The organism is Pseudomonas sp. KH_021 (assembly GCF_057838865.1).
Map to the genome: position 1 here is coordinate 2,472,746 of NZ_CM174477.1, position 23,624 is coordinate 2,496,369.

At 58.7% G+C, this 23,624-nt stretch carries 18 protein-coding genes; 13 read left to right on the forward strand and 5 right to left on the reverse strand.

The window, feature by feature from the left end; translation table 11 throughout:
* Nucleotides 1-30 precede the first annotated feature (30 nt).
* The gene (locus AC3IX4_RS11585) at nt 31-1,287 is read left to right on the forward strand and encodes an OprD family porin (protein ID WP_489260655.1); all 1,257 of its coding nucleotides are present in this window, start codon (nt 31-33) and stop codon (nt 1,285-1,287) included.
* 21 nt (nt 1,288-1,308) lie between these two features.
* Here the strand turns inward: AC3IX4_RS11585 and pdxR are convergent, their stop codons facing one another.
* The gene (pdxR, locus tag AC3IX4_RS11590) at nt 1,309-2,856 is read right to left on the reverse strand and encodes a MocR-like pyridoxine biosynthesis transcription factor PdxR (RefSeq protein WP_489260656.1); all 1,548 of its coding nucleotides are present in this window, start codon (nt 2,854-2,856) and stop codon (nt 1,309-1,311) included.
* Nucleotides 2,857-2,931: 75 nt separating this feature from the next.
* Here pdxR and AC3IX4_RS11595 point away from each other — a divergent pair, with 75 nt between their 5' ends.
* Nucleotides 2,932-3,567 (forward strand): FMN-binding negative transcriptional regulator, encoded by a 636-nt coding sequence (locus tag AC3IX4_RS11595; RefSeq protein ID WP_489260657.1) that lies wholly within the window; start codon nt 2,932-2,934, stop codon nt 3,565-3,567.
* Nucleotides 3,568-3,597: 30 nt separating this feature from the next.
* On the opposite strand, the gene AC3IX4_RS11600 is transcribed toward AC3IX4_RS11595, so the two are convergent.
* Complete coding sequence (locus AC3IX4_RS11600; RefSeq protein WP_489261274.1) at nt 3,598-4,599, reverse strand: LacI family DNA-binding transcriptional regulator; 1,002 nt, start codon at nt 4,597-4,599, stop codon at nt 3,598-3,600.
* A 450-nt stretch (nt 4,600-5,049) separates the two neighbouring features.
* On the opposite strand from AC3IX4_RS11600, the gene AC3IX4_RS11605 reads away from it, so the two are divergent.
* Nucleotides 5,050-6,021 (forward strand): quinone oxidoreductase family protein, encoded by a 972-nt coding sequence (locus tag AC3IX4_RS11605; RefSeq protein WP_489260658.1) that lies wholly within the window; start codon nt 5,050-5,052, stop codon nt 6,019-6,021.
* Between the two features lie 176 nt (nt 6,022-6,197).
* On the opposite strand, the gene AC3IX4_RS11610 is transcribed toward AC3IX4_RS11605, so the two are convergent.
* On the reverse strand, nt 6,198-7,199 hold the full coding sequence (locus AC3IX4_RS11610; RefSeq protein ID WP_489260659.1) for an AraC family transcriptional regulator: 1,002 nt from the start codon (nt 7,197-7,199) through the stop codon (nt 6,198-6,200).
* Nucleotides 7,200-7,365: 166 nt separating this feature from the next.
* Between AC3IX4_RS11610 and AC3IX4_RS11615 the strand changes: the two genes are divergently transcribed.
* From AC3IX4_RS11615 to AC3IX4_RS11635, 5 genes are all read left to right on the forward strand, one after another.
* Nucleotides 7,366-7,770, forward strand: a complete 405-nt coding sequence (locus tag AC3IX4_RS11615) for a carboxymuconolactone decarboxylase family protein (RefSeq protein WP_489260660.1) — start codon at nt 7,366-7,368, stop codon at nt 7,768-7,770.
* A 137-nt stretch (nt 7,771-7,907) separates the two neighbouring features.
* Nucleotides 7,908-8,975 (forward strand): beta-keto acid cleavage family enzyme, encoded by a 1,068-nt coding sequence (locus tag AC3IX4_RS11620; RefSeq protein WP_489260661.1) that lies wholly within the window; start codon nt 7,908-7,910, stop codon nt 8,973-8,975.
* A 181-nt stretch (nt 8,976-9,156) separates the two neighbouring features.
* Entirely contained in the window at nt 9,157-10,488 is a 1,332-nt protein-coding gene (locus AC3IX4_RS11625; protein ID WP_489260662.1) for an MFS transporter, read from the forward strand.
* An 81-nt stretch (nt 10,489-10,569) separates the two neighbouring features.
* The gene (gene kce, locus AC3IX4_RS11630) at nt 10,570-11,505 is read left to right on the forward strand and encodes a 3,5-dioxohexanoate:acetyl-CoA acetone transferase (protein ID WP_489260663.1); all 936 of its coding nucleotides are present in this window, start codon (nt 10,570-10,572) and stop codon (nt 11,503-11,505) included.
* 159 nt (nt 11,506-11,664) lie between these two features.
* Complete coding sequence (locus AC3IX4_RS11635; RefSeq protein WP_489260664.1) at nt 11,665-12,702, forward strand: AraC family transcriptional regulator; 1,038 nt, start codon at nt 11,665-11,667, stop codon at nt 12,700-12,702.
* A 138-nt stretch (nt 12,703-12,840) separates the two neighbouring features.
* Here AC3IX4_RS11635 and AC3IX4_RS11640 read toward each other — a convergent pair whose 3' ends face one another.
* Nucleotides 12,841-13,689 carry a TauD/TfdA dioxygenase family protein gene (locus AC3IX4_RS11640; RefSeq protein WP_489260665.1) on the reverse strand — a complete coding sequence of 283 codons (849 nt, stop codon included), beginning with the start codon at nt 13,687-13,689 and terminating at the stop codon, nt 12,841-12,843.
* Nucleotides 13,690-13,953: 264 nt separating this feature from the next.
* Nucleotides 13,954-14,961 (reverse strand): zinc-dependent alcohol dehydrogenase family protein, encoded by a 1,008-nt coding sequence (locus AC3IX4_RS11645; RefSeq protein WP_489260666.1) that lies wholly within the window; start codon nt 14,959-14,961, stop codon nt 13,954-13,956.
* Between the two features lie 410 nt (nt 14,962-15,371).
* On the opposite strand from AC3IX4_RS11645, the gene AC3IX4_RS11650 reads away from it, so the two are divergent.
* The 5 genes from AC3IX4_RS11650 (at nt 15,372) to AC3IX4_RS11670 (ending at nt 23,587) form a co-directional block, all read left to right on the forward strand.
* Nucleotides 15,372-16,130: an SDR family NAD(P)-dependent oxidoreductase gene (locus AC3IX4_RS11650; protein ID WP_489260667.1), complete on the forward strand. Its 759-nt coding sequence runs from the start codon at nt 15,372-15,374 to the stop codon at nt 16,128-16,130.
* A gap of 355 nt (nt 16,131-16,485) precedes the next feature.
* Entirely contained in the window at nt 16,486-18,357 is a 1,872-nt protein-coding gene (locus tag AC3IX4_RS11655) for a DUF1302 domain-containing protein (RefSeq protein ID WP_489260668.1), read from the forward strand.
* Between the two features lie 39 nt (nt 18,358-18,396).
* Nucleotides 18,397-19,755 (forward strand): DUF1329 domain-containing protein, encoded by a 1,359-nt coding sequence (locus AC3IX4_RS11660; RefSeq protein WP_489260669.1) that lies wholly within the window; start codon nt 18,397-18,399, stop codon nt 19,753-19,755.
* 156 nt (nt 19,756-19,911) lie between these two features.
* Nucleotides 19,912-20,985: a WD40/YVTN/BNR-like repeat-containing protein gene (locus AC3IX4_RS11665; protein WP_489260670.1), complete on the forward strand. Its 1,074-nt coding sequence runs from the start codon at nt 19,912-19,914 to the stop codon at nt 20,983-20,985.
* Between the two features lie 25 nt (nt 20,986-21,010).
* Nucleotides 21,011-23,587 carry an efflux RND transporter permease subunit gene (locus AC3IX4_RS11670; protein WP_489260671.1) on the forward strand — a complete coding sequence of 859 codons (2,577 nt, stop codon included), beginning with the start codon at nt 21,011-21,013 and terminating at the stop codon, nt 23,585-23,587.
* Nucleotides 23,588-23,624 lie beyond the last annotated feature (37 nt).

The following is a 23,624-nucleotide window of genomic DNA, read 5'->3' on the forward strand; positions in this document are numbered from 1 at the left end:
TCCACAACAAGTACAAAAAAGGAATTCGCCATGTTTACCTCGAAAACTCCCACTGTCTGGGCGGCACTGCTGTGCACGTCTGCCTGGTCCGCTGTTGCTGATGCAGGTGTCATTGACGACACCAAGGCCTCGTTACTGCTGCGCAACTATTACTTCGACCGTGACTACCGCGACACCGGTGCGCCTCAGAGCCAGCGTCAGGAATGGGCCCAGGGTTTCATCTTCAAAGCCGCCTCGGGTTATACCCCGGGCTTCATCGGAGCCGGCCTGGATGTGCTGGGCCTGGTGGGTGTCAAGCTGGACAGCAGTCCGGACCGGACCGGCACCGAACTGCTGCCCTTTGACCATGACGACGGCCGGGCGCCGGACAGTTATGGCCGACTGGGCCTGACCGCCAAGGTTCGCCTGTCGCATACCGAGTTGCGCCTGGGTGAGCTGATGCCTGAAGTGCCCATCCTGCGCTTCAATGACGGCCGGCTGCTGCCACAAACCTTTCAAGGCGCCATGTTGACCTCCAAAGAGATCGATCACCTCACCTTGCATGCCGGTCGCATACACTCCTTCAGCCCGCGCAGTGCTGCAGACAGCGAGGACCTTTACCCCTCGATCAGCGGCCGTACCCTCGCCACCGCGACCTCTGACCGTTTCACTTACGCCGGCGGCGAATACAGGCTGGGTCAGGCGTCGGTCGTGGGCGTCTGGACGGCTGAACTGGAAAACGTCTACCGCCAGAACTACTACAGCATCACCCACTACCAGCCGGTTGGCGGCTGGACGCTGGGCGGTGTGCTGGGGGCCTTCGACACCCGCGACGCAGGAAGCTCGGTGGCAGGGCAACTGGATAACCAGGCGGCGTCGTTATTGCTCTCGGCCGCCCACGGCGGCCACCGGTTTTACCTGGGTTTGCAGCGCATGTATGGGGAGGATGGCTGGGTCAGCATTGATCGCTCGCTGGGCAGTACCCTGGCCAACGACATGTTCGCCAACACCTTTGTGAATGCCAACGAGCGGTCCTGGCAATTGCGCTACGACTACGACTTTGCAGCGCAGGGCATACCGGGGTTGACGATGTTGATGCGCTATACCCACGGCGACCATATCAATAACGCCGAAACCTCCGGTGGGCGGGAGTGGGAGCGTGATGTGGGGGTGACCTATACCTTTCAGTTTCGGGAACTTCGGGGGCTCAGTGTTCGCTGGATCAACGCTAAAGTCGGTCGTGATTTTGGCGTGAGTGATTTTACTGAGAATCGATTGATCGTCAGTCTTCCCGTAGAGCTTTTCTAGTATTTGCGGCGGGGTAGGGGTTCAACAAGGAGGCAAGAGAGGAATACATGCCGAGCCGTAAGCCTTTCGAATAATCGAGGCCAATTTTCCTGTAGCGGACTCAATCTCCTGTGATGTGAAGCCTCCCAAGCCAAGAATCAGGCCTGATCTGCCTGTCCCGTCAGCGTACATCGGTGACACTGCGCGAACAGAGACACCTGCCTCGCCTGCTGTTACCGCCACCTGCACGTCATCAATGTTTTCCGCCAACCAAAGCACCAGATGCATCCCTTGATCACTTGGTTCCAACCAGGCGAGTTCCGCAGGAATCAGTCGGTTTACCGCATCGATTATCAGTCGATGAATTTCGCTATACACACCCCGGATTCGTCGAATGTGTTTGTCGAGGTGACCTTCTGTGATAAATGCAGCCAGAACATGCTGATCAGCATTGGCAGGATGACGATCCATCAACACTCGGGCACCCCGAAAGGCGTCTACAAGACAGGGTGGGACAATCGCGTATCCCAGGCGCAAGGAGGGAAAGAGAATCTTGCTGAACGTCCCCAGGTAAATGACCCGTTCTGGGTCAAGACCTTGCAATGAAGGAAACGGATGACCGGCATAGCGAAGTTCGCCGTCATAATCATCTTCGACTACCCACGCATCTGCTGCCCTGGCCCATTTCAGTAGCGCTTCACGTCTCGCCATACTCATCGGCATGCCAATGGGGTATTGGTGAGACGAGGTCACGAATGCGGCTTTGGCTTGCGGACATTGCTTGATCCCGTCCTCGACATTCAGACCCTCTGAATCGACCGGTACTCGAATCATCTGTCGGGTATGGCCGGCGCTTTCCAATATCGCGGTGATCCCACGATACGCCGGGTTTTCAACCCATGCGAAGTCCCCCCAATCAAGTAATACCTGGCAGGCGAGATACAGTCCTTGCTGGGTGCCTGAGGTGATGATCACCTGATTTGCATCGCACCTTACAGATCGCGATCTTCGAACGTAGTCCGCTATCGCTTCGCGCAACTCCACAGCACCTTCAGGATCGCCATATCCGGTAGGCGCACCGGGGCCCCGAGCACGAACGCGGTTACCGATTCGACGCCACATATCGTCAGGAGCTGCCTTGCCGCTGGGTACGGACACTGAGAATGGTATCTGCGCAGCGGCTCTAAATTGGGCTGCGACTTGTGCGAATCGCTCAGCCTTGGCGGATAACTGCGAAACCCTGCGCGGGTTTGAAGACGTGTTGGCAACCTCACTTCTGGGCGAGCTATCGGCAAGCGAGTTTGCGACCCATGTACCCGCTCGACCTTGCGCCTCCAGGAAACCTTCGGCGATCAACTGCTCGAAAGACTGGATGACGGTGCCGCGCGCCAGCCCCAGCGACTTGGCCAGAACACGGCTCGATGGCAGCAGCTCTCCAGGCTTCATATCGCCATTGCGAATGGCCTTGCGTAATGCCTCTGCCAATTGCCGATCAAGTTGCCCGGCGCTGCGGTTTAAGACCCCAAGAGACGGGATTTCAACGGTACTCGCTTTACGTGCCATGAATTCTGGTTCACCAAGAATGCTCAATTTTGGATCTATACTATAGGCCATTGCGGCCACACAATTCGGCCTATCAGAGGTGGAAATGACCAAGGACAAACCATGTACGTACCCGCCCATTTCAATGAGCCTGATATCGAAGCGCTCCATGAATTAATCAACCAGAATCCCCTAGGCATTATTTTTACGCAGGGTGTGGGTGGGATGGACGCTAACCACATTCCATTTGAACTCCAGCCCGCCGAAGGCAAACAGGGCGTATTGCACGCGCATGTCGCGCGGGCGAACCCACTCTGGCAAGAGTCCAAGGACGGAGACGAGGTGCTGGTGGTGTTTCGCGCAGCCGATGCCTACATCTCACCCAACTGGTATCCGACGAAGCACGAGACTCATAAGCAAGTTCCAACCTGGAACTACAGAGTCGTGCACGCACATGGGCGAATCACTATCCGTGATGACGAACGATACGTTCGTGGTCTTGTTGCCAAGCTCACGCGTAAACACGAATCCTCCGAGCCCAAGCCTTGGAAGATGACGGATGGGCCGAAGGAATACATCGCCGCGATGCTGCAAGCGATTGTGGGTATCGAGGTCGAAATCACCCGTATGACTGGCAAGTTCAAGCTGGGGCAGAACAAAGAGACCAGAGACATACGCAGCGCAGGCGAGGCTTTGCTCGCCACTGGCAAGACTGAAATAGGACAGGCGATGATTTCAGTGGCCGATCAAAAAACCTGAAGCCTGTGATTAGTTTTTGGCAGCTGCTCCTCATTCAGTGCGGCGCAACAGCGAGGAGCTCGCTCGCACCTGCAACTGCGGCGCCAGGATGATCGATTCGGCGGTCTCGCCGTTGATGCGCTTGAGCAGCAATTCCACCGCATGCTGGCCCATCTGCACCAGCGGTAGGCGCACGCTGGTCAACGGTACGATCAGTTCGTTGGCCAGCGGGATGTCGTTGTAGCCGACCACGGCAATGTCTTTGCCCGGCTGCAACCCTTTGTCGCGCGCGGCACCCATCAGGCCGATGGCAAGGAAGTCGTTCACCGCAAAAAACGCCGGCGGGCGGGGGGTGAGCCCCAACAGATATTCGCCTTGTTTGTGTCCGGTGTGGCTGTCGAAAGGACCATTGAGGATCCACTCGGGGCGCAAGGTGAGGCCTTGCTCGCGGTAATAACGGATGAACCCGCGGGTACGGTCAGCCCCGTTGGGCGCATGCCGTTCGCCAGCCAGGATCGCCACATCGCGACAGCCCAGCCGATACAAGTGTTCGGCCGCCAACCAGCCGCCCAATTCGTCGTCGCCGGCCGTCGCCAGGTGCCCGGCAATCGGCCGGCTGACCAGCACGTAGGGAATGTGCTTGCGCGCCAGCAGATCGAGTAAGGGCTGGGTTTCACCCAAGTGCGAGTCACCCACGATCAACCCGGCCACCGCGCGCCGCAAGGCGTGCTCGGCACGCGCCATCTGGCGTGGCTGCTGGTCGTCGGTATTGGATACGAAGGTGAGGTAGCCGGCCTGCTCGGCCGCGCTGTCGATGCTGTCGTAAATGGTCGCCATTACCAGGTCGGTGAGACGTGGCATGAGCACGCAGATCTCCTGGCCTTTGCGCAATTTCAGGTTGGATGCCTGCGTGTTCGGCCGATAATCCAGCTCTTTGGCCAACGCCCGGATACGCTCCACCACCTTGGCCGACGCCGCTCGTTCGACCTCCGCCGGGTCGCCGTTGAGTACCCGAGACACCGTGGAAACGTGCACCCCGAGTGCGGTCGCCATAGATTTCAGGGTGGCGGGCACTTGCGTCAGATGATGGGTTTCCAGCAAACGGTGAAAACGCAGCGAGAGGGTGCCCTCGTCGGAGAGGCCGAAGCACTGCTGCGCGACCAGCAAATCGGCGGCTATCCGCAGGTCGGTGTAGGGCAGGTCCGCATGCATCTCTAGCAGCGCCTAGGCACCCACTGTTGACGATCTGCCAGGAGCCGATTCCAACGAGTCAGCTGCTTCATTATCGGTGTATTCCAACTCGGAAAAGGTCGTCTGCGTCGCGTGTTTCAGTGCGTGTAGGACTGAAACAATTAACGGCTCCTTGGCGGTAGGCTGTGTTCAGCGGTTTGTCATGAACAGGACAGCTTGTCCCCAAATGTACAGAACCCACCGACGAACATTCATATAATTTCAGCCCACGGGCTAGCTCCCAACAATAAAAATGCAAACTGGAGAAATGACATGGCTAAAGCTATTCGCTTTTACGAAACCGGAGGGCCCGAGGTGCTTCGCTATGAAGACGTCGAGGTCGGTGAGCCGGGCCCGGGGCAGGCCCGCGTCCGACATAGCTACATTGCCGTCAACTTCATCGACATCTACCACCGCACCGGCTATTACCCTGCGCAACTGCCAGGCGGCCTGGGTTCGGACGCTGTCGGTGTCGTCGAGGCGGTGGGGCCAGGTGTGACTGATATCAGGGTCGGAGACCGGGTCGGTTATCTGATGGGGCCGCAGGGCGCCTATTCCGATGTGCGCGTGATGCCCGCCGAGTTCTTGATTCCGCTGCCTGACGGTATCTCGGATCGCACGGCATCGACGCTCATCATGAAGGGTATGACGGCTCAATATCTTTTCCGCCAGGTGTATCCGTTGAACGGTGGCGAGACGATTCTGTACCACGCCGCTGCCGGTGGGGTAGGCCTGATCGCATGCCAGTGGGCGCGTGCGCTCGGGGTAACGATGATCGGCACCGTCAGCAGTGACGAAAAGGCAGAAATCGCCAAGGCTAACGGTTGCACGCATACGATCGTGACCTCTCGCGAGAACATTGCAGAGCGCGTGCGCGAACTCACCGACGGAAAGGGTGTACCGGTCGTCTATGACTCCGTTGGCAAGGACACCCTGCAGGCGTCGCTGGACAGCCTGCAAGTGCGTGGAACCCTCGTCAGCAACGGTACGAGTTCTGGCCCCGTCAATCTGGATGCGCTGACGCTTGCCGTGAAGGGGTCGATTTGGGTCACGCGTCCGGCGATGGTTCATTACATACAGCCTCGCTCGCACATGCTTTCCATGGCCAAGGAACTGTTCGATCTGGTGCTTGCCAGGAAAATTTCGAGCGAACCGAAACAGACCTTCGCATTGGCAGAAGCCGCCGAAGCGCATCGCATGCTGGAGTCACGAAAGACAATCGGGTCGACCGTGCTGGTTCCGTGACCATGCGCTAGGTATCTGTCGCGCTGGGGATGCGAAGGAGTAGGGTGGGGACGCATTACCCAGCGCGACGCTGTAGGCTCACAAACCGGCTGACTAGCGCTTGTGTTGGCCGCTTTTGCAGGCGGATGCAGCCAAGCCACTACTGTCGATCACGCGCCATCCCCGTAGCGGTGCAGTTACGCCAAGTTGACGTGAGCGTTTCGCCACGCACGTGGGCTGCAACCGAAGCGTTGACTGAACCAGCGGGAAAACGCGCTGAGGCACGAGAACCCCAATAGCTCGGCAATTTCGCTCTGCGGATACTTGGAGTATTTCAGGTGCCTGACGGCCTGCTCTTTGCGAACCTGATCCAGGATCGAGGAAAAACTTTCCTGATGGCGCAATAGCTGGCGATGCACGGTCCGCCGATCGACGCCCAGTTGCCGCGCCACCGGCTCGATCGAACAATGCCCTGTAAGAAGCTGTAGCCATACCAGGCGCCGCACCGTGTCCACCACCGAATCGCTAGGCAGCCCGAGGGCGTCGAGATGCTGCCGGACAACCCGGGCACTCGTCGGGTCGGTGCCGAGCATGGGCGCATCCAGGTCCATGGAACGGCACACGATACCGTCGATCACGCTGTTGAACTGGATATGGGTCCCGAACACGCGAAGGTGGGTTGAGCGATCGCGCGGTGCCGTATGCCTGAAGCACACTGCCTGGGGTTCCCAGTGCTCGCCGAGCAAGGCTTTTAGGGTCCGATAGGTGACGCCGAGTATCAGGTCGATCGACTGACGAGCCGGCGCTTGCCCTTGGGTGATCTGCTCCCCGCGAATCACCGCAATGCCATCGCGCTCTTCGGTAAGGATCACAAAGTCCTCATTGTGCAGATGCAGGTAGCGCTGGAGCGTCTCCAGGGCCTTGCGCGGGGTAGGTTCTTCGCGCATCACTTTCGCTAGCGGCCCCAGGTTGGAAAGCTGGCGCCTTTCGGCCATGCGCAGGCCGAAATCTTCTACGCCCGCATCACGTGCGGAGTTTTCCAGCAGGTGCCACACCGCGCTGATGCTGATTTTACTTTCGCAGTGGTCGAGACAGGTGGGGTCGAGTTTCACCGCCTGCAGTTGGGCCAACGGGTCGAGCCCGCAGGCACGGGCCACGTCGGCGTAGTGGGTCAGGCAAGCGCTAAGAACCATAGTCATGATGGGGTTTCATTCCCGAGCGTTAAATAAAAGTCCCAATAGGTCAAATCTTACTCGCCATCATTCAGCACACTCAAGTCATATTCAATGGAGAGCCCGAGTAGGAACTGCCTAATCGAGTCACTCCGATCACCAGTGCCCACAAGCCCCTTCACCGATGGAAATCATGATGCACGCCACTGCCAATCAAGACGAAATCGCTCTGCCAGACACTCCGCTCATTGACCGGATGCGCGCCACCGGACAGTGGAATCAAGGCTGGGACAGTTTCGCCCAGCTCGACCCAGAATGGACCGAGAAATTTCTTCAGGCCGCGCAGTTGCCCGTGTCTCGCGGTTTGATCGACCCCAAGACCTACGAGTTCCTTGCCATCGCGGTGAATGCTTCATGCACTCACATGTACAGCCCGGGTGTTCGCAGACATATCCGTAAAGCGCTACAGCTTGGTGTCAGCTCAGAGGAAATCATGGCGGTTCTGGAGTCCGTCGCCGTGCTCGGTATTCACTCCTGCAGCCTCGGTGCACCGATTCTGCTGGAAGAAATGGCCAAGCTCGAAGCGCAAGCCAACTGAGTCCTGCTGCCCAGGAACCCACAGCAATATGAACTGATGGATGACTCACTTTGCCACCGCAAGATGGAACGTGCGTGAACCATTACACCCAGTTTTTCAGATGTTCCATCCAACAATAATCATTTTGGAGATGTCCCGTGAACTTCCTTGACGGCCACCTTTTTACCGAAAACCAGCAGCCTCTGATCATCACAGCAGCCCCTTATGCACCGTCGTGGGTGCCCTCCGACTTTCCCGAGGACATTCCGGTGACCATGGCCGAGCAGGTGCAGAAGGCGGTGGATTGCTACAACGCCGGCGCCACCGTGCTGCACTTGCACGTGCGTGAACTGGACGGCAAGGGATCCAAGCGCCTGTCCAAATTCAACGAGCTGATCGCCGGTGTGCGTGAAGCCGTGCCAGAGATGATCATTCAGGTAGGGGGCTCGATCAGCTTTGCACCGGAAACGGAAGGTGCCGCTGCCAAGTGGCTGAGCGACGATACGCGCCATATGCTGGCTGAGCTCGATCCCAAGCCCGACCAGGTTACGGTGACGGTAAACACCTCGCAGATGAACGTCGTCGAGCACTGGGATTACAAAGACATTCAGGGCACCTCGATGGAAGACCCTGTCGTCTACTCCGCCTACAAGGAGATGACGGTGCCCGCGCAGCCGGGTTGGGCGGAAGAGCACATCCGACGCCTGACGGCCGCGGGCATCCAGAGCGCCTTCCAGTGCTACAACCTCAACAGCTTCGAGTCGGTCGAGCGGCTAATGCGCCGCGGCATCTACAAGGGTCCGCTGGTCATGAACTGGGTGGCAATCGGCGGTGGCATGGACGTGCCTAACATCTACAGTCTGGCGAACTTCTTGCGCGCTGTGCCGGACGGCGCGGTGGTCACCGTGGAAAGCTCGATGCGCAACGTGTTGCCGGTCAACATGATGGGCATTGCGATGGGCCTGCACGTGCGCTGCGGCATCGAGGACAACCTCTGGAACCAGGCGCAAACGGAAAAGATGTCCACCGTCGAACAGATCGAGCAACTGGTGCGTATCTCACGCGAATTCGGCCGTCCGATCGCCACCGCCCAGCAGGCGCGCGAGATGAGCAAGATCGGCGTGTTCTACGACACCGTAGAAGAAAGCCTGGAGGCCAACGGCTTTGCGCCTAACCGCAACGGTGGGCACCAGGGTTTCCTGCGCAAGACGGCTGCGGCCGTTTAGGGGCTGTTGACGTTTCGATCCCCGGGCTTTGGTGAAAAAGAGCAAACCCGCTGAACCGAGGTGCCTGCACCGATAGCTCAGCGGGTTTGGGGTGCTCCGATTGATGCTCAGGGACGAGCCTTGGTCGAAGCCTCTGTTCAAGCTTGATCCATAACAATAATAGATAAGATGAGGATATAGCATGGCCGCCTATCACCCCTGCGCCGATGACGGCAATGACACTTCGATCGGTATACCGCGTCGCTATGCCTGGATTGTTTTTGCACTCACCTTCGGTTTGCTTATCTCCGATTACATGTCACGGCAAGTGCTTAACGCTGTGTTTCCCTTGCTCAAGAGTGAGTGGGCGCTTTCGGATGGCCAGCTCGGTTTGCTCAGCGGCATCGTGGCGCTGATGGTCGGTCTGCTGACCTTTCCCTTGTCCCTGCTGGCCGACCGCTTCGGCCGAGTCAAGAGTCTGGTATTGATGGCCTTGCTCTGGGGGCTGGCGACCTTGGGCTGCGCGCTGGCAGAGAACTATCAACAGATGCTCCTTGCGCGTTTTCTGGTGGGTGTCGGCGAAGCTGCCTACGGCAGCGTGGGGGGGGCCGTGGTGATGTCGGTATTCCCGCGAGAAATGCGCTCCACCCTGGCGGGTTCCTTTATGGCCGGCGGTATGTTCGGCTCGGTGCTGGGCATAGCCATTGGCGGGGTCATTGCGCAGCACCTTGGCTGGCGTTGGGCGTTCGCCGCCATGGCGCTGTTCGGTCTGGTACTGACTGTGATGTATCCGATAATCGTCAAGGAAGCTCGCATCGCGCCCCGGCGCCTGGCCGATGCTGCCAGCAAGGCGGCAATCAAGGCCCAGCGCCCACTGCGTACTCTGTATTCCAGCCGCTCGGTGATTAGCGCTTATGTAGGTAGCGGTTTGCAGTTGTTTGTTGCGGGTACCTTGATCGTGTGGATGCCGAGCTACCTGAACCGTTACTACGCCATGGGCACCGACAAGGCCGCCGCGATGGCGGCGAGCATCATGTTGTGCGGCGGAATTGGAGTCATTGTCTGCGGCATGCTGTGTGACCGCTTTGCGCGCAAGCGTGCGGATCGCAAAATCAGCTTGGCAATCGGCTATTGCCTGGGCAGTTGCGTGCTGCTGTCACTGGCGTTCTCCTTGCCGCACGGCACCCTGCAGTTGGTGCTTATCTGCTTGGGCATGATGATCGCGGCCGGAACCAATGGCCCCTCTAGCGCAATGGTCGGCAACCTGACCCATTACTCGGTGCACGGCACTGCCTTGGCAACTCTGACCTTGGCCAACAACCTGCTTGGCTTGGCTACTGGCCCGCTGATCACTGGCAAGGTTGCCGACCATATTGGGCTGGATGCAGCGCTTCAGTGGGTGCCACTGGTCAGTATCGCGGCGGCCGCGGTGTTCATTTACGGAAAGCGTCACTACCACAACGATATGGCTCGCCTCCAGGGTAAGCAAATCAATGAAGTGGTGAGCCCAGCGGTCGCAGGCGTGCATCCGTAAGATCGTTCGTAAAACCATTTTAATAATAATGACGGAACCACGGAAATACTGTTTCCGGTCGCGTTCCATTGTGGAGAATTTATGGCAGCCCATCAAAACAAGGTCATCGTCACTTGCGCGGTGACGGGTTCAATTCATACCCCTTCGATGTCTCCTTACCTTCCAGTTACTGCGTCCGAGATTGAGGAAGCTGCTATTGGCGCTGCAGAGGCGGGTGCGTCCATCGTGCACTTGCATGCACGGGATCCGAACAACGGCCAACCCTCGCAAGATCCGGGGCTCTTCATGGAGTTTCTGCCCAACATCCGCAAGCGTTCAGATGTCGTGATCAACCTCACCACTGGCGGCGCACCCAATATGGCTGTGGAGGAGCGCTTGCAGCCAGCGCTGCAACTCAAGCCAGAGGTCGCGTCGCTGAACATGGGCTCGATCAATTTCGGCCTCTACCCCATGCTCAACCGGTTTCACGATTTCAAGCACGACTGGGAACGGCCGTATCTGGAGGGGTCGCGCGATCGGGTGTTCAAAAACACGTTTAGCGATATTCAGTACATTCTGGAATCTTGTGCGGACAATGGCACGCGCTTTGAAATCGAGTGCTATGACATTGGACACTTGTACACGGCAGCACACTTCCTGGATCGTGGCATCGTCAAAGGGCCGTTGTTGATTCAGTCCGTGTTTGGGCTGCTCGGTGGCATCGGTGCGCATCCCGAGGATGTATTGCAAATGAAACGCACGGCCGACCGGTTGTTTGGCAACGAGTACTACTGGTCAGTGTTGGGTGCAGGAAAAAATCAGATGCCCCTCGCGACCATGTCGGCAACCATGGGCGGCAATGTGCGCGTTGGCCTCGAAGACTCGCTTTGGGATGGCCCTGGTACCTTGTCCAAGAGCAATGCCGACCAAGTCAAGCGTGTGGTGTCGATCTTGCACGCACTGAATTTGGAGGTGGCCACGCCAGCTGAGACACGTCAAATGTTGCAGCTCAAAGGCGCCGATCAAGTCGGTTTCTGATGATGTTCATGCGGTATTTTTCAGGGGAGTGAGCTCCGCCGTCATAGTCGGGAGGGCCAGCGCAACCATCGGCTGGCTCGCCCGGTAATGAGGGCGGCCTTTTTCACCCAATAGTCGCCCCAGCTCATTTCCATAGGAGCCAGTCCAGGAAGCCTTTGCATGACAACGTTCGTTCGCGCTGCTGTGTTGACCAACTACCTGAAGGTGAGCCAGTACCTGGGGCTAAACCCGCTCGACTTGTTGGCCAGCGTCGGCCTGAGCAATGCTCAGCTGCAGAAATCCGAGCACTATATCCCGGTCGAAGCTGCCGTGTGTCTGCTGGAAAGCTCGGCCGCTGTCAGCGGTTGTCAGGTCTTTGGCTTGAGTATGGCGGAGTCACGCAAGCTCTCGGACTTGGGTGTCATCAGTCTGCTACTTTCCCACCAACGAACGCTGCGTGATGCGTTACAGGTGTTGGTGCAATACCGCCAGCTGATGAACAACTCTATTGCCATGCATGTTGAAGAATCGGGCAGAGGGGTGATCATTCGCGAAGAAGTGCTCACCCATTCGCCGATGCCCTGCCGTCAGGCCAATGAGCTGGCCATCGGCGTGTTGTTCCGCCTGTGTGCCTTCCTGCTCGGAGCACACTGGCGCCCCTACAGCGTCCATTTCACCCACCAGGCCCCTGACAACCTGCAATTGCATCGCCGCCTGTTCGGCTGCAAGCTGGTATTTGGCAGCGAATTCAACGGCATTGTCTGCTCCGATGCCAGCCTGGCTATGACGAACCCTCATGCCGACCCGGTGATGGCGCGCTACGCCCAGAGTTACCTCGACTCGCTGCATAGCACTACTGGGCAGTCGATCCTGTTTGAAGTACGCAAGGCCATTTACCTGCGGCTGCCAATGGGCTGCGCCTCCATCGAGCAGATTGCCCAGGTCCAGGGCATAAACGTACGAACCCTGCAGCGTCGCTTGAAAGATGAAGGCTATGTCTTCAACGATCTGGTAAGCGACGTCCGTCGCGAACGGGTGCTGCGCTACCTGGAGAACTCGGATTACTCGCTGGGGCGTATCGCTGACATGCTGGGCTTTTCCGTGACGACTTCCCTTACGCGCTGGTTCATCAGCCAATTTGGAATGTCGCCTAGCGCTTGGCGCAGCGCGAAAAAAAATGCCACTGCTAAAGTGCTCATTGAAACAGCCAAGCTCTGAGCCGTGCTGCCGAGCAATATGCAGCGGGCGGGAAGCTATCGGCCTCCCGCCCAGCCAAATTGCACGATTTACCCCTTTTCTGAGGCTCGTCCGATGGGCTGCGCCTGCGGACGAATAGGAGAGTGCAGGGGAGATAGATCAGTAAGGCGTGTCACCAATGATGCTAGTGCGTTCCAACCTACGATGGCAGGGTTGGTAATCCATGACGGCGTAATGCTGAGTGCAGCGGTTGTCCCAGATGGCGATACTGTTGGGCTTCCAGCGCCAGCGCACCTGATACTCGGGGATATTCGCCTGACTGATCAGGTAGCGCAACAGTTCGCCCGAGCCAGGGCTGAAGTCCAGGCCGAAGCGCACCCGCTCAGGCGTGTGATAGTTGCTGAAGTGGGTCGTGAAACTGTTGACGAACAGCACCTTCTCACCGGTTTCCGGGTGGGTGCGCACCACCGGGTGCTCCGCGTCCGGGTACTGGGCCTTCAGCGCAAGACGTTTTTCGATCGGCATGGCCGCACCGAAGGTCGCTTCGATGCTGTGACGGGCACGAAGACCTTCGATCTTCGCTTTCACGTCGTCCGGCAGACGCTCGTAGGCGACCACCATGTTCGCCCACATGGTGTCACCGCCCACCGGCGGACACTCCAGGCAACGCAGCACTGCACCCATCGGCGGCGCCTCGCGCCAGGTGGCGTCGGTGTGCCAGGAGTTTTCGTAGCGATCGGGCCGGCTGTCCGGAGTCTTGTAGACCTGCCCCAGCCCTGGGTGATCGGGATGACTGCCAACCACCGGGTGATCTTCCAATTCGCCAAAGCGTCGAGCGAATGCCACGTGCTCGGCGCGACTGATATCCTGGTCGCGAAGGAACAGCACGCGATGCTTAAGCAGTTGGGCGCGTATTTCGGCGAACAGGCCATCGTCATGGACGGCGTCGGCGAGGTTGACACCTACGAGTTCAGCACCGATGGTGCAGGTCAATTGTTCGACTTTCATGGTAGTCAGCTCCCTTGAATGACGAAGATCGACGAGCCGGTGGTCTTACGTGACTCCAGATCACGACAAAGAACTTCGGGAGCACCGGTTTCGTAGAAGCGTACGGCTTTGGCCATGCCTGTTTTCTCCAATCTGCAATTTTATTGTATGCGTCTATTCACGCTGGTTGGACTGTACGCCGAGGGCCTAATGCAGCGCCTTTCATCAAACGACAATAACCTTTCACTTTATGACAAGCGTTTCGAGGAGTGGAGTTACTTCATTTCAATAATGCAAACATATCTTGCCAACATGCTTTGCGCCCTTTTGGTGAACAAAGGCCTCGGCAATTTGTTCCAGCGGATAGCTGCTGTCGATAACAGGGCGCCAGCTGAAGTTTTCCAGGGCACGCACCATGTCTTGCTGTTGCTCACGACTGCCGACAATCAGGCCGCGCAGCGTTTGCTGCTTGCGCATCATCTCAACGGTTGGAATGCTGCCGGAAACGCCAGTGAGCACGCCGATCAGCGCAATGTGGCCACCGGGAGTGCAGGCGCGGATGGACTGGGGCAAGGTGCCGGGGCCACCCACTTCCACGACGATGTCGACACCGCGGCGGCCGGTAGCGGCTAGCACCATGTCACCCCATTCAGGCTGGTCTTTGTAGTTGATGACCTGATCGGCTCCGAGTGCGAGCAAGCGCTCCTTCTTGGCGTCGGAGGAGGTCGTCGCAATCACCCGCGCGCCCATGGATTTGGCCATTTGCAGGGCAAAGATGGAGACGCCGCCAGTGCCCAGCACCAGCACGGTGTCACCCGCCTGGATGCGCCCGTCTACTACCAACGCACGCCAGGCAGTCAGGCCTGCCGTGGTCAGCGTGGCGGCCTCTGCGTGGGTGTAGCCCTTGGGCGATAGGGTGAACGCATGGGTGGGCATGTTGACCCATTCACGTGCAAAGCCGTCCACGCCGTCGCCAGGGACAGTCTGGAAGGTGGTGGGCATGTCCCGGCCCGATTGCCAGTGAGGGAAGAAACACGACACCACAAAGTCACCCACGGCAAACTCCGTCACGCCTTCGCCCACGGCGGTGACGACGCCGGCGCCGTCGGCCATGGGGATGCGACCAGCCTCTGCACGGGCGTGACCGGTGACGACGCCAAGGTCGTGGTAGTTGAGCGAACTGGCATGGATGCGCACCTGGATCTCACCCGCTTTAGGAGCGTCGGGGGCAGCCATGTCGACCAAGTGCAGATGGTCCAGGCCAGCGGGATGTTGGAGTTGAATGGCTTTCATGGATGTCCTTGAAATAGTCGTTGATGTGACGATCTGGTCTTTCGCTAGATGAACAGTTTGGAATGAACTGGATTTTAATCTGTAGGGCGGCTTGAATTTTTTACCTCAGGTGACAACTGACCTACCTTTCATGCCACGTATCATTAGGCGCTACCTGATTCATCTCGATCAGTCGCTAGGGCAATGGTTTACGCGGCCTGCTTTTGCGCCAGCATGACTACCTATTGAGCATCGGGAGGCGTCCGTATCAGGATTGCCTTTGATGTCAAAAATACCGTTTGCTTGTCCCTCAATGTCAAGTTTCTCTATGACGCAGTCCCTATATTGAATTCCTGAGTCTGCGTGCTGCCCGGTCCAGACCTCGCGACGGATCGTTTTGACGATTAATCCACTTCACAAACGGACACTCCATGAATAAGCAGTTTGAAAATCAAGTTGTATTGATCACTGGCGCAACTGCTGGCATTGGCTACGCCACGGCTATTGCCTTCGCACGTGAGGGTGCGCGTTTGGTCGTTTCTGGACGCAATGCAGTTGCAGGAGAAAAGCTGGTGTCCGAGTTGCGATCCCGGGACGCGCAGGCCGAATTCGTTCAAGCCGACGTGAGCAACGAAGAACAGGTGGCCAAGCTGGTAGATTTCTGCGTTACCCGCTTCGGTAGTCTGGATGTTGCGGTCAACAGCGCAGGCTTTGAAGGCGTACGGGGTTCGATCATGGAGCAAGCAGTGGAGTCATACACTGCCGCGTTCAATGCCAATGCGCTCGGAACGTTCCTCTGCCTGAAGCATGAAATGCGCGTCATGTCGCAGCAGAAATCTGGAGCCATTGTAAACCTGTCGTCTACCATGGGCAGCCGAGGCAATGCGCAAGCACCGATGTATGTGGCCAGCAAACATGCTATTGAAGGCTTCACCAAGTCTGTAGCGCTTGAAGCCTGCCAATACAATGTGCGAGTCAACGCTGTGGCGCCTGGCCCGATTGCTACCGAAATGCTGGACCGCATCGCGGACGGTTCACATAACCTTCCTATGGTGGCATCCACGATTCCTGCGGGAAGAATTGGCAAGCCAGAGGAAGTGGCTGACGCCATCCTGTTCATGGCATCCCAACACGCAACCTATATCACGGGTCAGATCCTGGCAGTGAATGGCGGAAAAACCGCTATGTAAGTATGTTTTCGAGTTGCTGATGAGCGTGCTCATCCGTGCTCGGCCCTCGTAAAGCTTTTAGTTTCAATAGTTGCTTTTTCAGGTGGTTGTCCAGGCTGTTCCGTTTAAGGTCATTAGTTATTGATGATGCAAAAACGGATTAAAAAACGTACCGCTTCACTCCAACAGAAAAGAGCAAGTCGCACACGACATGTCTCCCTACATCACCACAACTTCCAAGGCGGCGTAGAGCGATTCCGAGCGCTGCGGTCGCTCTTTATTGAATGGAAGATCCACTCCCTTTTCGCAGCATCGCCACCCAGAGCTGATGCGAGCCGTTGTTACAACAAAAAAACAATAAAGCGGAGACAACGCAATGCACAACACCACGAACCAAGGCCCTTTGCGACGCAGCCTGCTCGCCACCGCTATTCTCGGGGTCTCGATGCCATCTGCTTATGCCTTTGATTTCAGCAATGGCAGTGACGACTGGGCAATGCGTTTCGATAACACCCTCAAGACCAGTTATGGTCAACGGGTGGAAGGTCAGAACTCGAAGATCGCCAACACCGCCAACCTCAACGACGGCGACCAGAATTTCAGTGTTGGCAGTGCCGTGAGCCAGCGGGTCGATCTGCTGACCGAACTGGATGTGATCTACAAGAACAAAATGGGTTTTCGCATCAGCGGCGCGAGTTGGTATGACCACGCCTATGCCAATGTAGGCTCCAACTCCAACGCTTTCCCAGGTCAGGCGGACAACGCAGGTAATCTGGTGGCAGCGCGTCAGGCCGGTTTGATTCAGCCGGGCGATTCGCTGAACGGCCACGTTGCACGCAAGCATGGGCTGAGCGGTTATACCGATCGTTATTACAACGGCCCGTCCGGCGAAATCCTCGATGCCTTTGTGTTCTACAACACCGAGATCGGCGACGAATCGATGCTCAGCGTCAAGCTCGGCAAGCATAACGTGTACTGGGGCGAGACCCTGTTCAACGCGGCCAACGGTATCAACTACGGTCAAGCGGGCCTGGACCTTGCCAAGCTGTATAACGTGCCTGGCATCGAAACCAAGGAACTGTTTCTGCCGCGCAACCAGATCTCCATGTCGTTCACGGTCAACCCGGAACTGACCCTGGGCGCGCAGTACTTCCTGCAGTATCAGAACTCGCGTCTGCCTGAAGGTGGGACCTATATGGGTGCCTACGACATGCTGAACGATGGCGGGAAAGTGTTCTGGTTGCCGCTGCCCAATTCCTTGGGTGGTGCCGGTGCCTTTTACGGCGCGCCGCGCGGGCATGATATCAAACCGCACAACTCCGGTGACTTCGGGCTGATGGCCAAGTGGAGCCCGGAGTGGCTGAACGGCACCCTGGGTTTCTACTATCGCAACACCTCGGACCCGATGCCGGCGGTACTGATCAATGCGCCTAACCTGCATCAGCCAGGTTTGGCGGGTCTGCAAGGCATTGAGTACATGACCGCCTATGCCGATGACATCGATATCTACGGCATCAGTCTGTCCAAGAGTGTGGGGCCGGTCAGCGTCGGTCTGGATGTGAACTATCGGGAGAACATGCCGCTGGTGAGCAACTTCAGCACCGTCAACTCGACCCTGGATGCACAAGCGGGCGCGGGCCTGATCAACGGCGCCAATATTATCGGTGCGATGCCAGGCAAGGGCGAAACCGGGTTGGCCCGTGGCAAGACGCTGCATGTCGTACTCAACGGCTTGGTGACGTTTGGCAAAACCCCGTTGTGGGATGCCTCCTCAATGGCCATTGAAGGCGCCATGACCCATCTGGTCAGTGTCGACAAGGGCGAGCAGACCTTCAAGGGCGACTCCAGTTACCGGGGTGTCGACAAGGTCGATACCAATGCCTACACCCTCGCGGCCAACTTCACGCCGACCTGGTTCCAGGTATTCCCGGGTGTCGATATGTCCATGCCGCTGGCCTACAACGTTGGCCTGAAGGGCAACTCGGCGGTGCAACTGGGCGGCAACGAGGACGCCGGCAGCTACTCCATCGGCATCGCGGCGGATGTCTATCAAAAATACAAATTCGACCTGAAATACGTCGATTCCTTTGGCCCGTTCGATACCTGTGAAACCGGGTTTGATAACAACGCCCCAGGGGCCAATGGCCTGTACCAGTGCATTCCCGGCCAGATCACTTCTCAGGCAGGCCTGGCGCCGTTGCTGAAGGATCGCGGGATGGTCACTGCCTCGTTCAAAACCACCTTCTGATTGACACGCAGATTATAAAAACAAGTGGAGAGAATTCAGATGCGATTTCTAAATAGCGTGCTCGCAGCTTCCCTGGCGGCGGTCATTGCCGGTCAGGCCCAGGCGGCCGTGTCGGCGCAGGAAGCGGCCAAGTTGGGCACCAGCCTGACCCTGATAGGGGCCGAAAAGGCCGGTAATGCCGATGGCTCCATTCCGGCCTATAGTGGCGGCCTGACCACCCCCCCGGCCAACTTCAAGGTGGGCGATACGGTGCGCCCGGATCCCTTTGCCAACGAAAAGCCAGTGCTGGTGATCAACGGCAAGAACGTCGATCAGTACAAGGGTTTGCTCACTGCTACCACGGTGGAGCTGGCCAAGCGTTTCCCCAGCTACCAGATCGATGTCTATCCGACCCATCGCACTGCAGCACTGCCTAAGGGAGTACTGGACAACGCCGTGAAAAATGCCACAGGCGCCAAGTCCCTCGAAGGTGGCCTGGCCATCGATAACGTATTGCCCGGCGTGCCGTTCCCGATCCCGGCCTCAGGCAGTGAGGCCATGTGGAACCACCTGTTGCGCTACCAAGGAGTCACCCTCAGTAACAAGTATGACTCCTGGAACGTCGACTCCTCGGGTGTGCCAACCCTGTCCATCACCGGGCAGTCGTTCATTTCCTACCCGGTCTACGAGGACCTGTCGAAGCCTATCAGCAGCACCGATGTGTATTACCAGTTGAGGCTGGCCTACAGTGCTCCTGCGCGCCGGGCTGGTGAGGCGAACATGCTCAAAGACGCGGCCAACCCGCTGGTCCAGCCGCGCCGCGCCTGGCAGTACTTGCCGGGCCAGCGTCGGGTTAAATTGGCGCCGGACCTGGCCTACGATACACCGAACCCGGGTACCGCCGGCACCGGTACTTACGACGATGTATTCGTCTTCAACGGTGCGTTGGATCGCTACGACTGGAAGCTTGTGGGCAAGCAGGAAATGATTATTCCCTACAACACCTACAAGCTGACCTACGCCAAAGACGCTAAATCGCTGCTTGCCCCTAACCACCTCGCACCCGAAATGGTGCGCTGGGAGAAGCACCGTGTCTGGGTCGTGGAGGCTAGCCTCAAGTCTGGCAAACGGCACATCTACAAGACGCGTCGCTTCTACCTGGATGAAGACACCTGGAGCGCTTTGGCCTCTGACGAGTACGACTCGAACGGCCAGCTCTACCGCGGCTCCTTCGCCTTCCTTAGCCAAAGCTATGACAAGTTGGTTCCGGATAGCACGCCTTTCATGATCTACGACCTGGTGGGCGGCAACTACAACATCAACGGTATCGTGGGCCCATACGGTGGCATCAAGTACATCGAGCCACTGTCGAAGGCGCAGTGGGCACCGGATGCGTTGGCGGGTTCGGGTATCCGCTAAGCAGCAGGTGGCCCAAGTCCGGGGCGATCGGTTGTGATCCCCCGGCAGCGTGACTGGACGATGGACGGCTTGTGCGTCGTTCGTCGTGGGTTACCGACTTCGACGCCGGGCTGTACCTCGTGCGCTGTCCGGCGCCGCTTTCCTAGAAGGTGCGGTATGGATTGCTTGAAAAAGTTCGCGCTGGCGCTGCTGTGCTCGATGCTGATGCTGTTGCAAGGTGTCGCTCGGGCGGCCAGTTTTGTTGATGTGCTGGAGCTGCCGGCCATGCCGAGTGCGTTGGCCGTGCATAGCCCCTTGATCGACATCACTCGCGCGGGCGAGCGCCTGGTCACCGTTGGCCAGCGTGGCCATATTCTTTATTCCGACGATGCGGGCAAGCACTGGGTGCAGGCCAGCGTTCCACTCAGCAGTGATCTGACGGCGGTGTATTTTCCCTCCGCCCAGCAGGGCTGGGCAGTGGGCAACGATGGTGTGGTGCTGCACAGCAGCGATGCCGGCGCCACCTGGAACAAGCAACTGGACGGTCGCCAGATCGGCGATTTGTTGGTCAAGCATTACACGGCGTTGGCCAGTGCCGAACCTGCCAACGAGCAGTGGCCACTGCTGGTTGCTGAAGGCCAGCGCCTGATCGAGCAGGGCGCCGACAAGCCGCTGCTCGATGTCTGGTTCGCCAACGACAAGTTGGGCTACGTGGTCGGTGTGTTCAACCTGATCTTGCGGACCGAGGACGGCGGGCAGAGCTGGACACCGTTCGAGGATCGCACCGACAACCCCCAAGGCTTTCACCTCAACGCCATCGCCTCGACGGGCGATGCCCTGTACATCGCCGGCGAACAGGGCCTGTTGCTCAAGTGGGATGCTGCCCGGCAGCATTTCAGCGCCGTGGAGTCGCCCTACAAGGGCAGCTTCTTTGGCGTGATCGGCAAGCCCGGTGAAGTGCTTGCCTATGGCCTGAACGGCAACGTGTTGCGCAGCACCGATGGCGGTGAGCACTGGACCCCGCTGAGCAGCGGCGTGCATGTCAGCATCACGGCGGCCATCGTCAATGCCCAGGGGCAGTACGAGCTGTTCACTCAAGCCGGACACGCGCTGATCAGCCAAGCGGGCAGTACGCGGATGCAGTTGCAGCCGCAGCAGGATCAGCCGCCCGTGGCCGGTGCCACCCTGGCTGTCGACGGTTCGCGGGTGGTGGTGGGTAGCCGTGGCGTACAGGCTTTGTCTGTCAAATAAGAAAAATTAGAGCGAGTACCCAGACATGGGCAATATCAAGCAAGACACCATGCCGGTGATCCGCGAGCTGCGTGACTTCGACCGGTGCTCCGGCAACCGCTTGGAGCGGCTGGTGTTCAACTACCGCCCGCTGTTCATGGTGCTCATGACACTGGCCACCCTGGTGCTGGGCTATATGGCGGTGACCCGTCTGGAGCTGCGCCCCAGCTTCGAGAAGATGATCCCGCAGAGCCAGCCGTACATCCAGAATTACCTGGAGAACCGCCAGTCATTGCGCGGCTTGGGCAACTCGGTGCGGGTGGTGGTCGAGAACACCAGGGGCGATATTTTCGATCCTGGCTACCTGGAAGTGCTCAAGCAGGTCAACGACCAGATGTTTCTCACCGACGGTGTCGACCGCGCCTGGATGAAGTCGCTGTGGAGCCCTGGCGTGCGCTGGACCGAAGTCACCGAGGAGGGCTTCCAGGGTGGCCCGGTGATGCCCGATACCTACAAGGGGTCGCCCGAGGACATCGAGCGTCTGCGCCAGAACATCAGCCGTGCCGGCCTTGTTGGCAGCCTGGTGGCCAGCGACTTCAAATCCACCATGCTGATCGTGCCGCTGCTGGACAAGGCCTCGGCCACCGGCCAGAGCATTAACTACCAGCAGTTCTCGCGAGTGCTCGAAGAGCAGCTGCGTGACAAGATCGAGTTCGCCGGCGACAGCGCCGCGCGCAAGGCCGGGGCAGAGGGCAAGGGCCCGTACAAGATCCGGGTGATCGGTTTCGCCAAACTGATGGGCGACCTGATCGATGGCCTGATCAAGGTGATGATGTTCTTCGGCCTGGCCGTGGTCACGTCGCTGGTCATCATCTATTTCTACACCCGCTGCGTGCGTAGCACCCTGCTGGTGGTCGGCTGCTCGCTGGTCGCGGTGGTTTGGCAACTGGGTATCGTCGCCTGGCTGGGCTATGCCATCGACCCGTACTCGGTGCTGGTGCCGTTCCTGATATTCGCCATCGGCGTGTCCCATGCCGCGCAAAAGATGAACGGCATCATGCAGGACATCGCCCGTGGCACCCACAAGCTGATCGCCGCGCGCTACACCTTCCGCCGTCTGTTCATCGCCGGCGTCACGGCGCTGCTGGCCGATGCGGTGGGCTTTGCCGTGCTGATGCTGATCGATATCCCGGTGATCCAGGACCTGGCCATTACCGCCAGTATCGGTGTGGCCGTGTTGATCTTCACCTCCCTGCTGCTGATGCCGGTGGCGCTGTCTTATATCGGCGTGGGCCGCAAGGCGGCCGAGCGCGCCCTGAAGATCGAAACCCGTGCCGACAAGCACAAGGGCTTCGGCAAGCTCTGGGACCTGCTCGATCGCTTCACTACCCGCAAGTGGGCAACCGGCGCGGTGCTGGTGGCGACGCTGATGGGGATTGGCGGCTTCATGGTCAGCCTGCACCTGAAAATCGGTGACCTGGACAGCGGCGCCCCGGAGCTGCGTGCCGACTCGCGCTACAACCGCGACAACGCCTACATCACCAGCCACTATGCGCTGTCCAGCGACCTGTTCGCGGTGATGATCAAGACCGCGCCAGAAGGTTGCCTGAACTATAAGACACTGGTCCTCGCCGACCGTCTGGCCTGGGAGCTGCAGCAGTCTCCCGGGGTTCAGGCGACGTCTTCGCTGGTGAACGCCGTGCGCCAGATTACCGCGGGCACCTACGAGGGTAATCCCAAGCTCAACAGCATCCAACGCAATCAGGACGTGCTCAACTACGCCGCGCAGCAGGCCTCGGTCAACTCGCCGGAGCTGTTCAATACCGACTGCTCGGTGATGCCGGTGATCGCCTTCCTCAAGGATCACAAGGCCGAGACCCTGGACGAAGTGGTGGCCATTGCCGACCAGTTTGCCAAGCAAAACAGCACCGAGGATCGCCAGTTCCTGCTGGCCGCTGGCACCGCTGGTATCGAGGCGGCAACCAACATCGTGGTGCGTGAAGCCAACCGAACCATGCTGCTGTACGTCTATGCGGCGGTGACGCTGTTCTGCCTGATCACCTTCCGCAGCTGGCGCGCCACGCTGGTGGCACTGCTACCGCTGGTGCTGACCTCGATTCTCTGCGAGGCGTTGATGGTGGTGATGGGCATCGGCGTCAAGGTCGCGACCCTGCCGGTGATCGCCCTGGGGGTGGGCATCGGCGTGGACTACGCGCTTTACCTGCTCAGTGTGCAACTGCATCACCAGCGCCAAGGCCTTCCGCTGGCGGAGGCCTACCGCAACGCGGTGGCCTTCACCGGTCGGGTGGTGGGCCTGGTGGGCATAACCCTGGCCGCCGGCGTGGTGTGCTGGGCCTGGTCGCCGATCAAGTTCCAGGCCGACATGGGCATCCTGCTCACCTTCATGTTCCTGTGGAACATGCTGGGAGCGCTGATCCTGATCCCGGCCCTGTCGTACTTCCTGCTGCGCGGGCCCACGCTGAGCCCTGTAGGAGCAGACCTTGGTCGCGATAGCATCACCGCGGTAGACAGTCAGGACCGCGGTGCGTCCATCGCGGGCAAGCCCAACTCCTACACGCGGGCCCACGCTGAGCCCTGTAGGAGCAGACCTTGGTCGCGATAGCATCACCGCGGTAGACAGTCAGGACCGCGGTGCGTTC

What these genes read in the sequence shown, in the direction of transcription:
- AC3IX4_RS11585 (WP_489260655.1), top strand. Translation starts at nt 31, where the DNA reads ATGTTTACCTCGAAAACTCCCACTGTCTGGGCGGCACTGCTGTGCACG.
- AC3IX4_RS11595 (WP_489260657.1), top strand. Translation starts at nt 2,932, where the DNA reads ATGTACGTACCCGCCCATTTCAATGAGCCTGATATCGAAGCGCTCCAT.
- AC3IX4_RS11600 (WP_489261274.1), bottom strand. Translation starts at nt 4,599, where the DNA reads ATGGCGACCGCACTCGGGGTGCACGTTTCCACGGTGTCTCGGGTACTC.
- AC3IX4_RS11605 (WP_489260658.1), top strand. Translation starts at nt 5,050, where the DNA reads ATGGCTAAAGCTATTCGCTTTTACGAAACCGGAGGGCCCGAGGTGCTT.
- AC3IX4_RS11610 (WP_489260659.1), bottom strand. Translation starts at nt 7,199, where the DNA reads ATGACTATGGTTCTTAGCGCTTGCCTGACCCACTACGCCGACGTGGCC.
- AC3IX4_RS11615 (WP_489260660.1), top strand. Translation starts at nt 7,366, where the DNA reads ATGATGCACGCCACTGCCAATCAAGACGAAATCGCTCTGCCAGACACT.
- AC3IX4_RS11625 (WP_489260662.1), top strand. Translation starts at nt 9,157, where the DNA reads ATGGCCGCCTATCACCCCTGCGCCGATGACGGCAATGACACTTCGATC.
- kce (WP_489260663.1), top strand. Translation starts at nt 10,570, where the DNA reads ATGGCAGCCCATCAAAACAAGGTCATCGTCACTTGCGCGGTGACGGGT.
- AC3IX4_RS11635 (WP_489260664.1), top strand. Translation starts at nt 11,665, where the DNA reads ATGACAACGTTCGTTCGCGCTGCTGTGTTGACCAACTACCTGAAGGTG.
- AC3IX4_RS11640 (WP_489260665.1), bottom strand. Translation starts at nt 13,689, where the DNA reads ATGAAAGTCGAACAATTGACCTGCACCATCGGTGCTGAACTCGTAGGT.
- AC3IX4_RS11645 (WP_489260666.1), bottom strand. Translation starts at nt 14,961, where the DNA reads ATGAAAGCCATTCAACTCCAACATCCCGCTGGCCTGGACCATCTGCAC.
- AC3IX4_RS11650 (WP_489260667.1), top strand. Translation starts at nt 15,372, where the DNA reads ATGAATAAGCAGTTTGAAAATCAAGTTGTATTGATCACTGGCGCAACT.
- AC3IX4_RS11655 (WP_489260668.1), top strand. Translation starts at nt 16,486, where the DNA reads ATGCACAACACCACGAACCAAGGCCCTTTGCGACGCAGCCTGCTCGCC.
- AC3IX4_RS11660 (WP_489260669.1), top strand. Translation starts at nt 18,397, where the DNA reads ATGCGATTTCTAAATAGCGTGCTCGCAGCTTCCCTGGCGGCGGTCATT.
- AC3IX4_RS11665 (WP_489260670.1), top strand. Translation starts at nt 19,912, where the DNA reads ATGGATTGCTTGAAAAAGTTCGCGCTGGCGCTGCTGTGCTCGATGCTG.
- AC3IX4_RS11670 (WP_489260671.1), top strand. Translation starts at nt 21,011, where the DNA reads ATGGGCAATATCAAGCAAGACACCATGCCGGTGATCCGCGAGCTGCGT.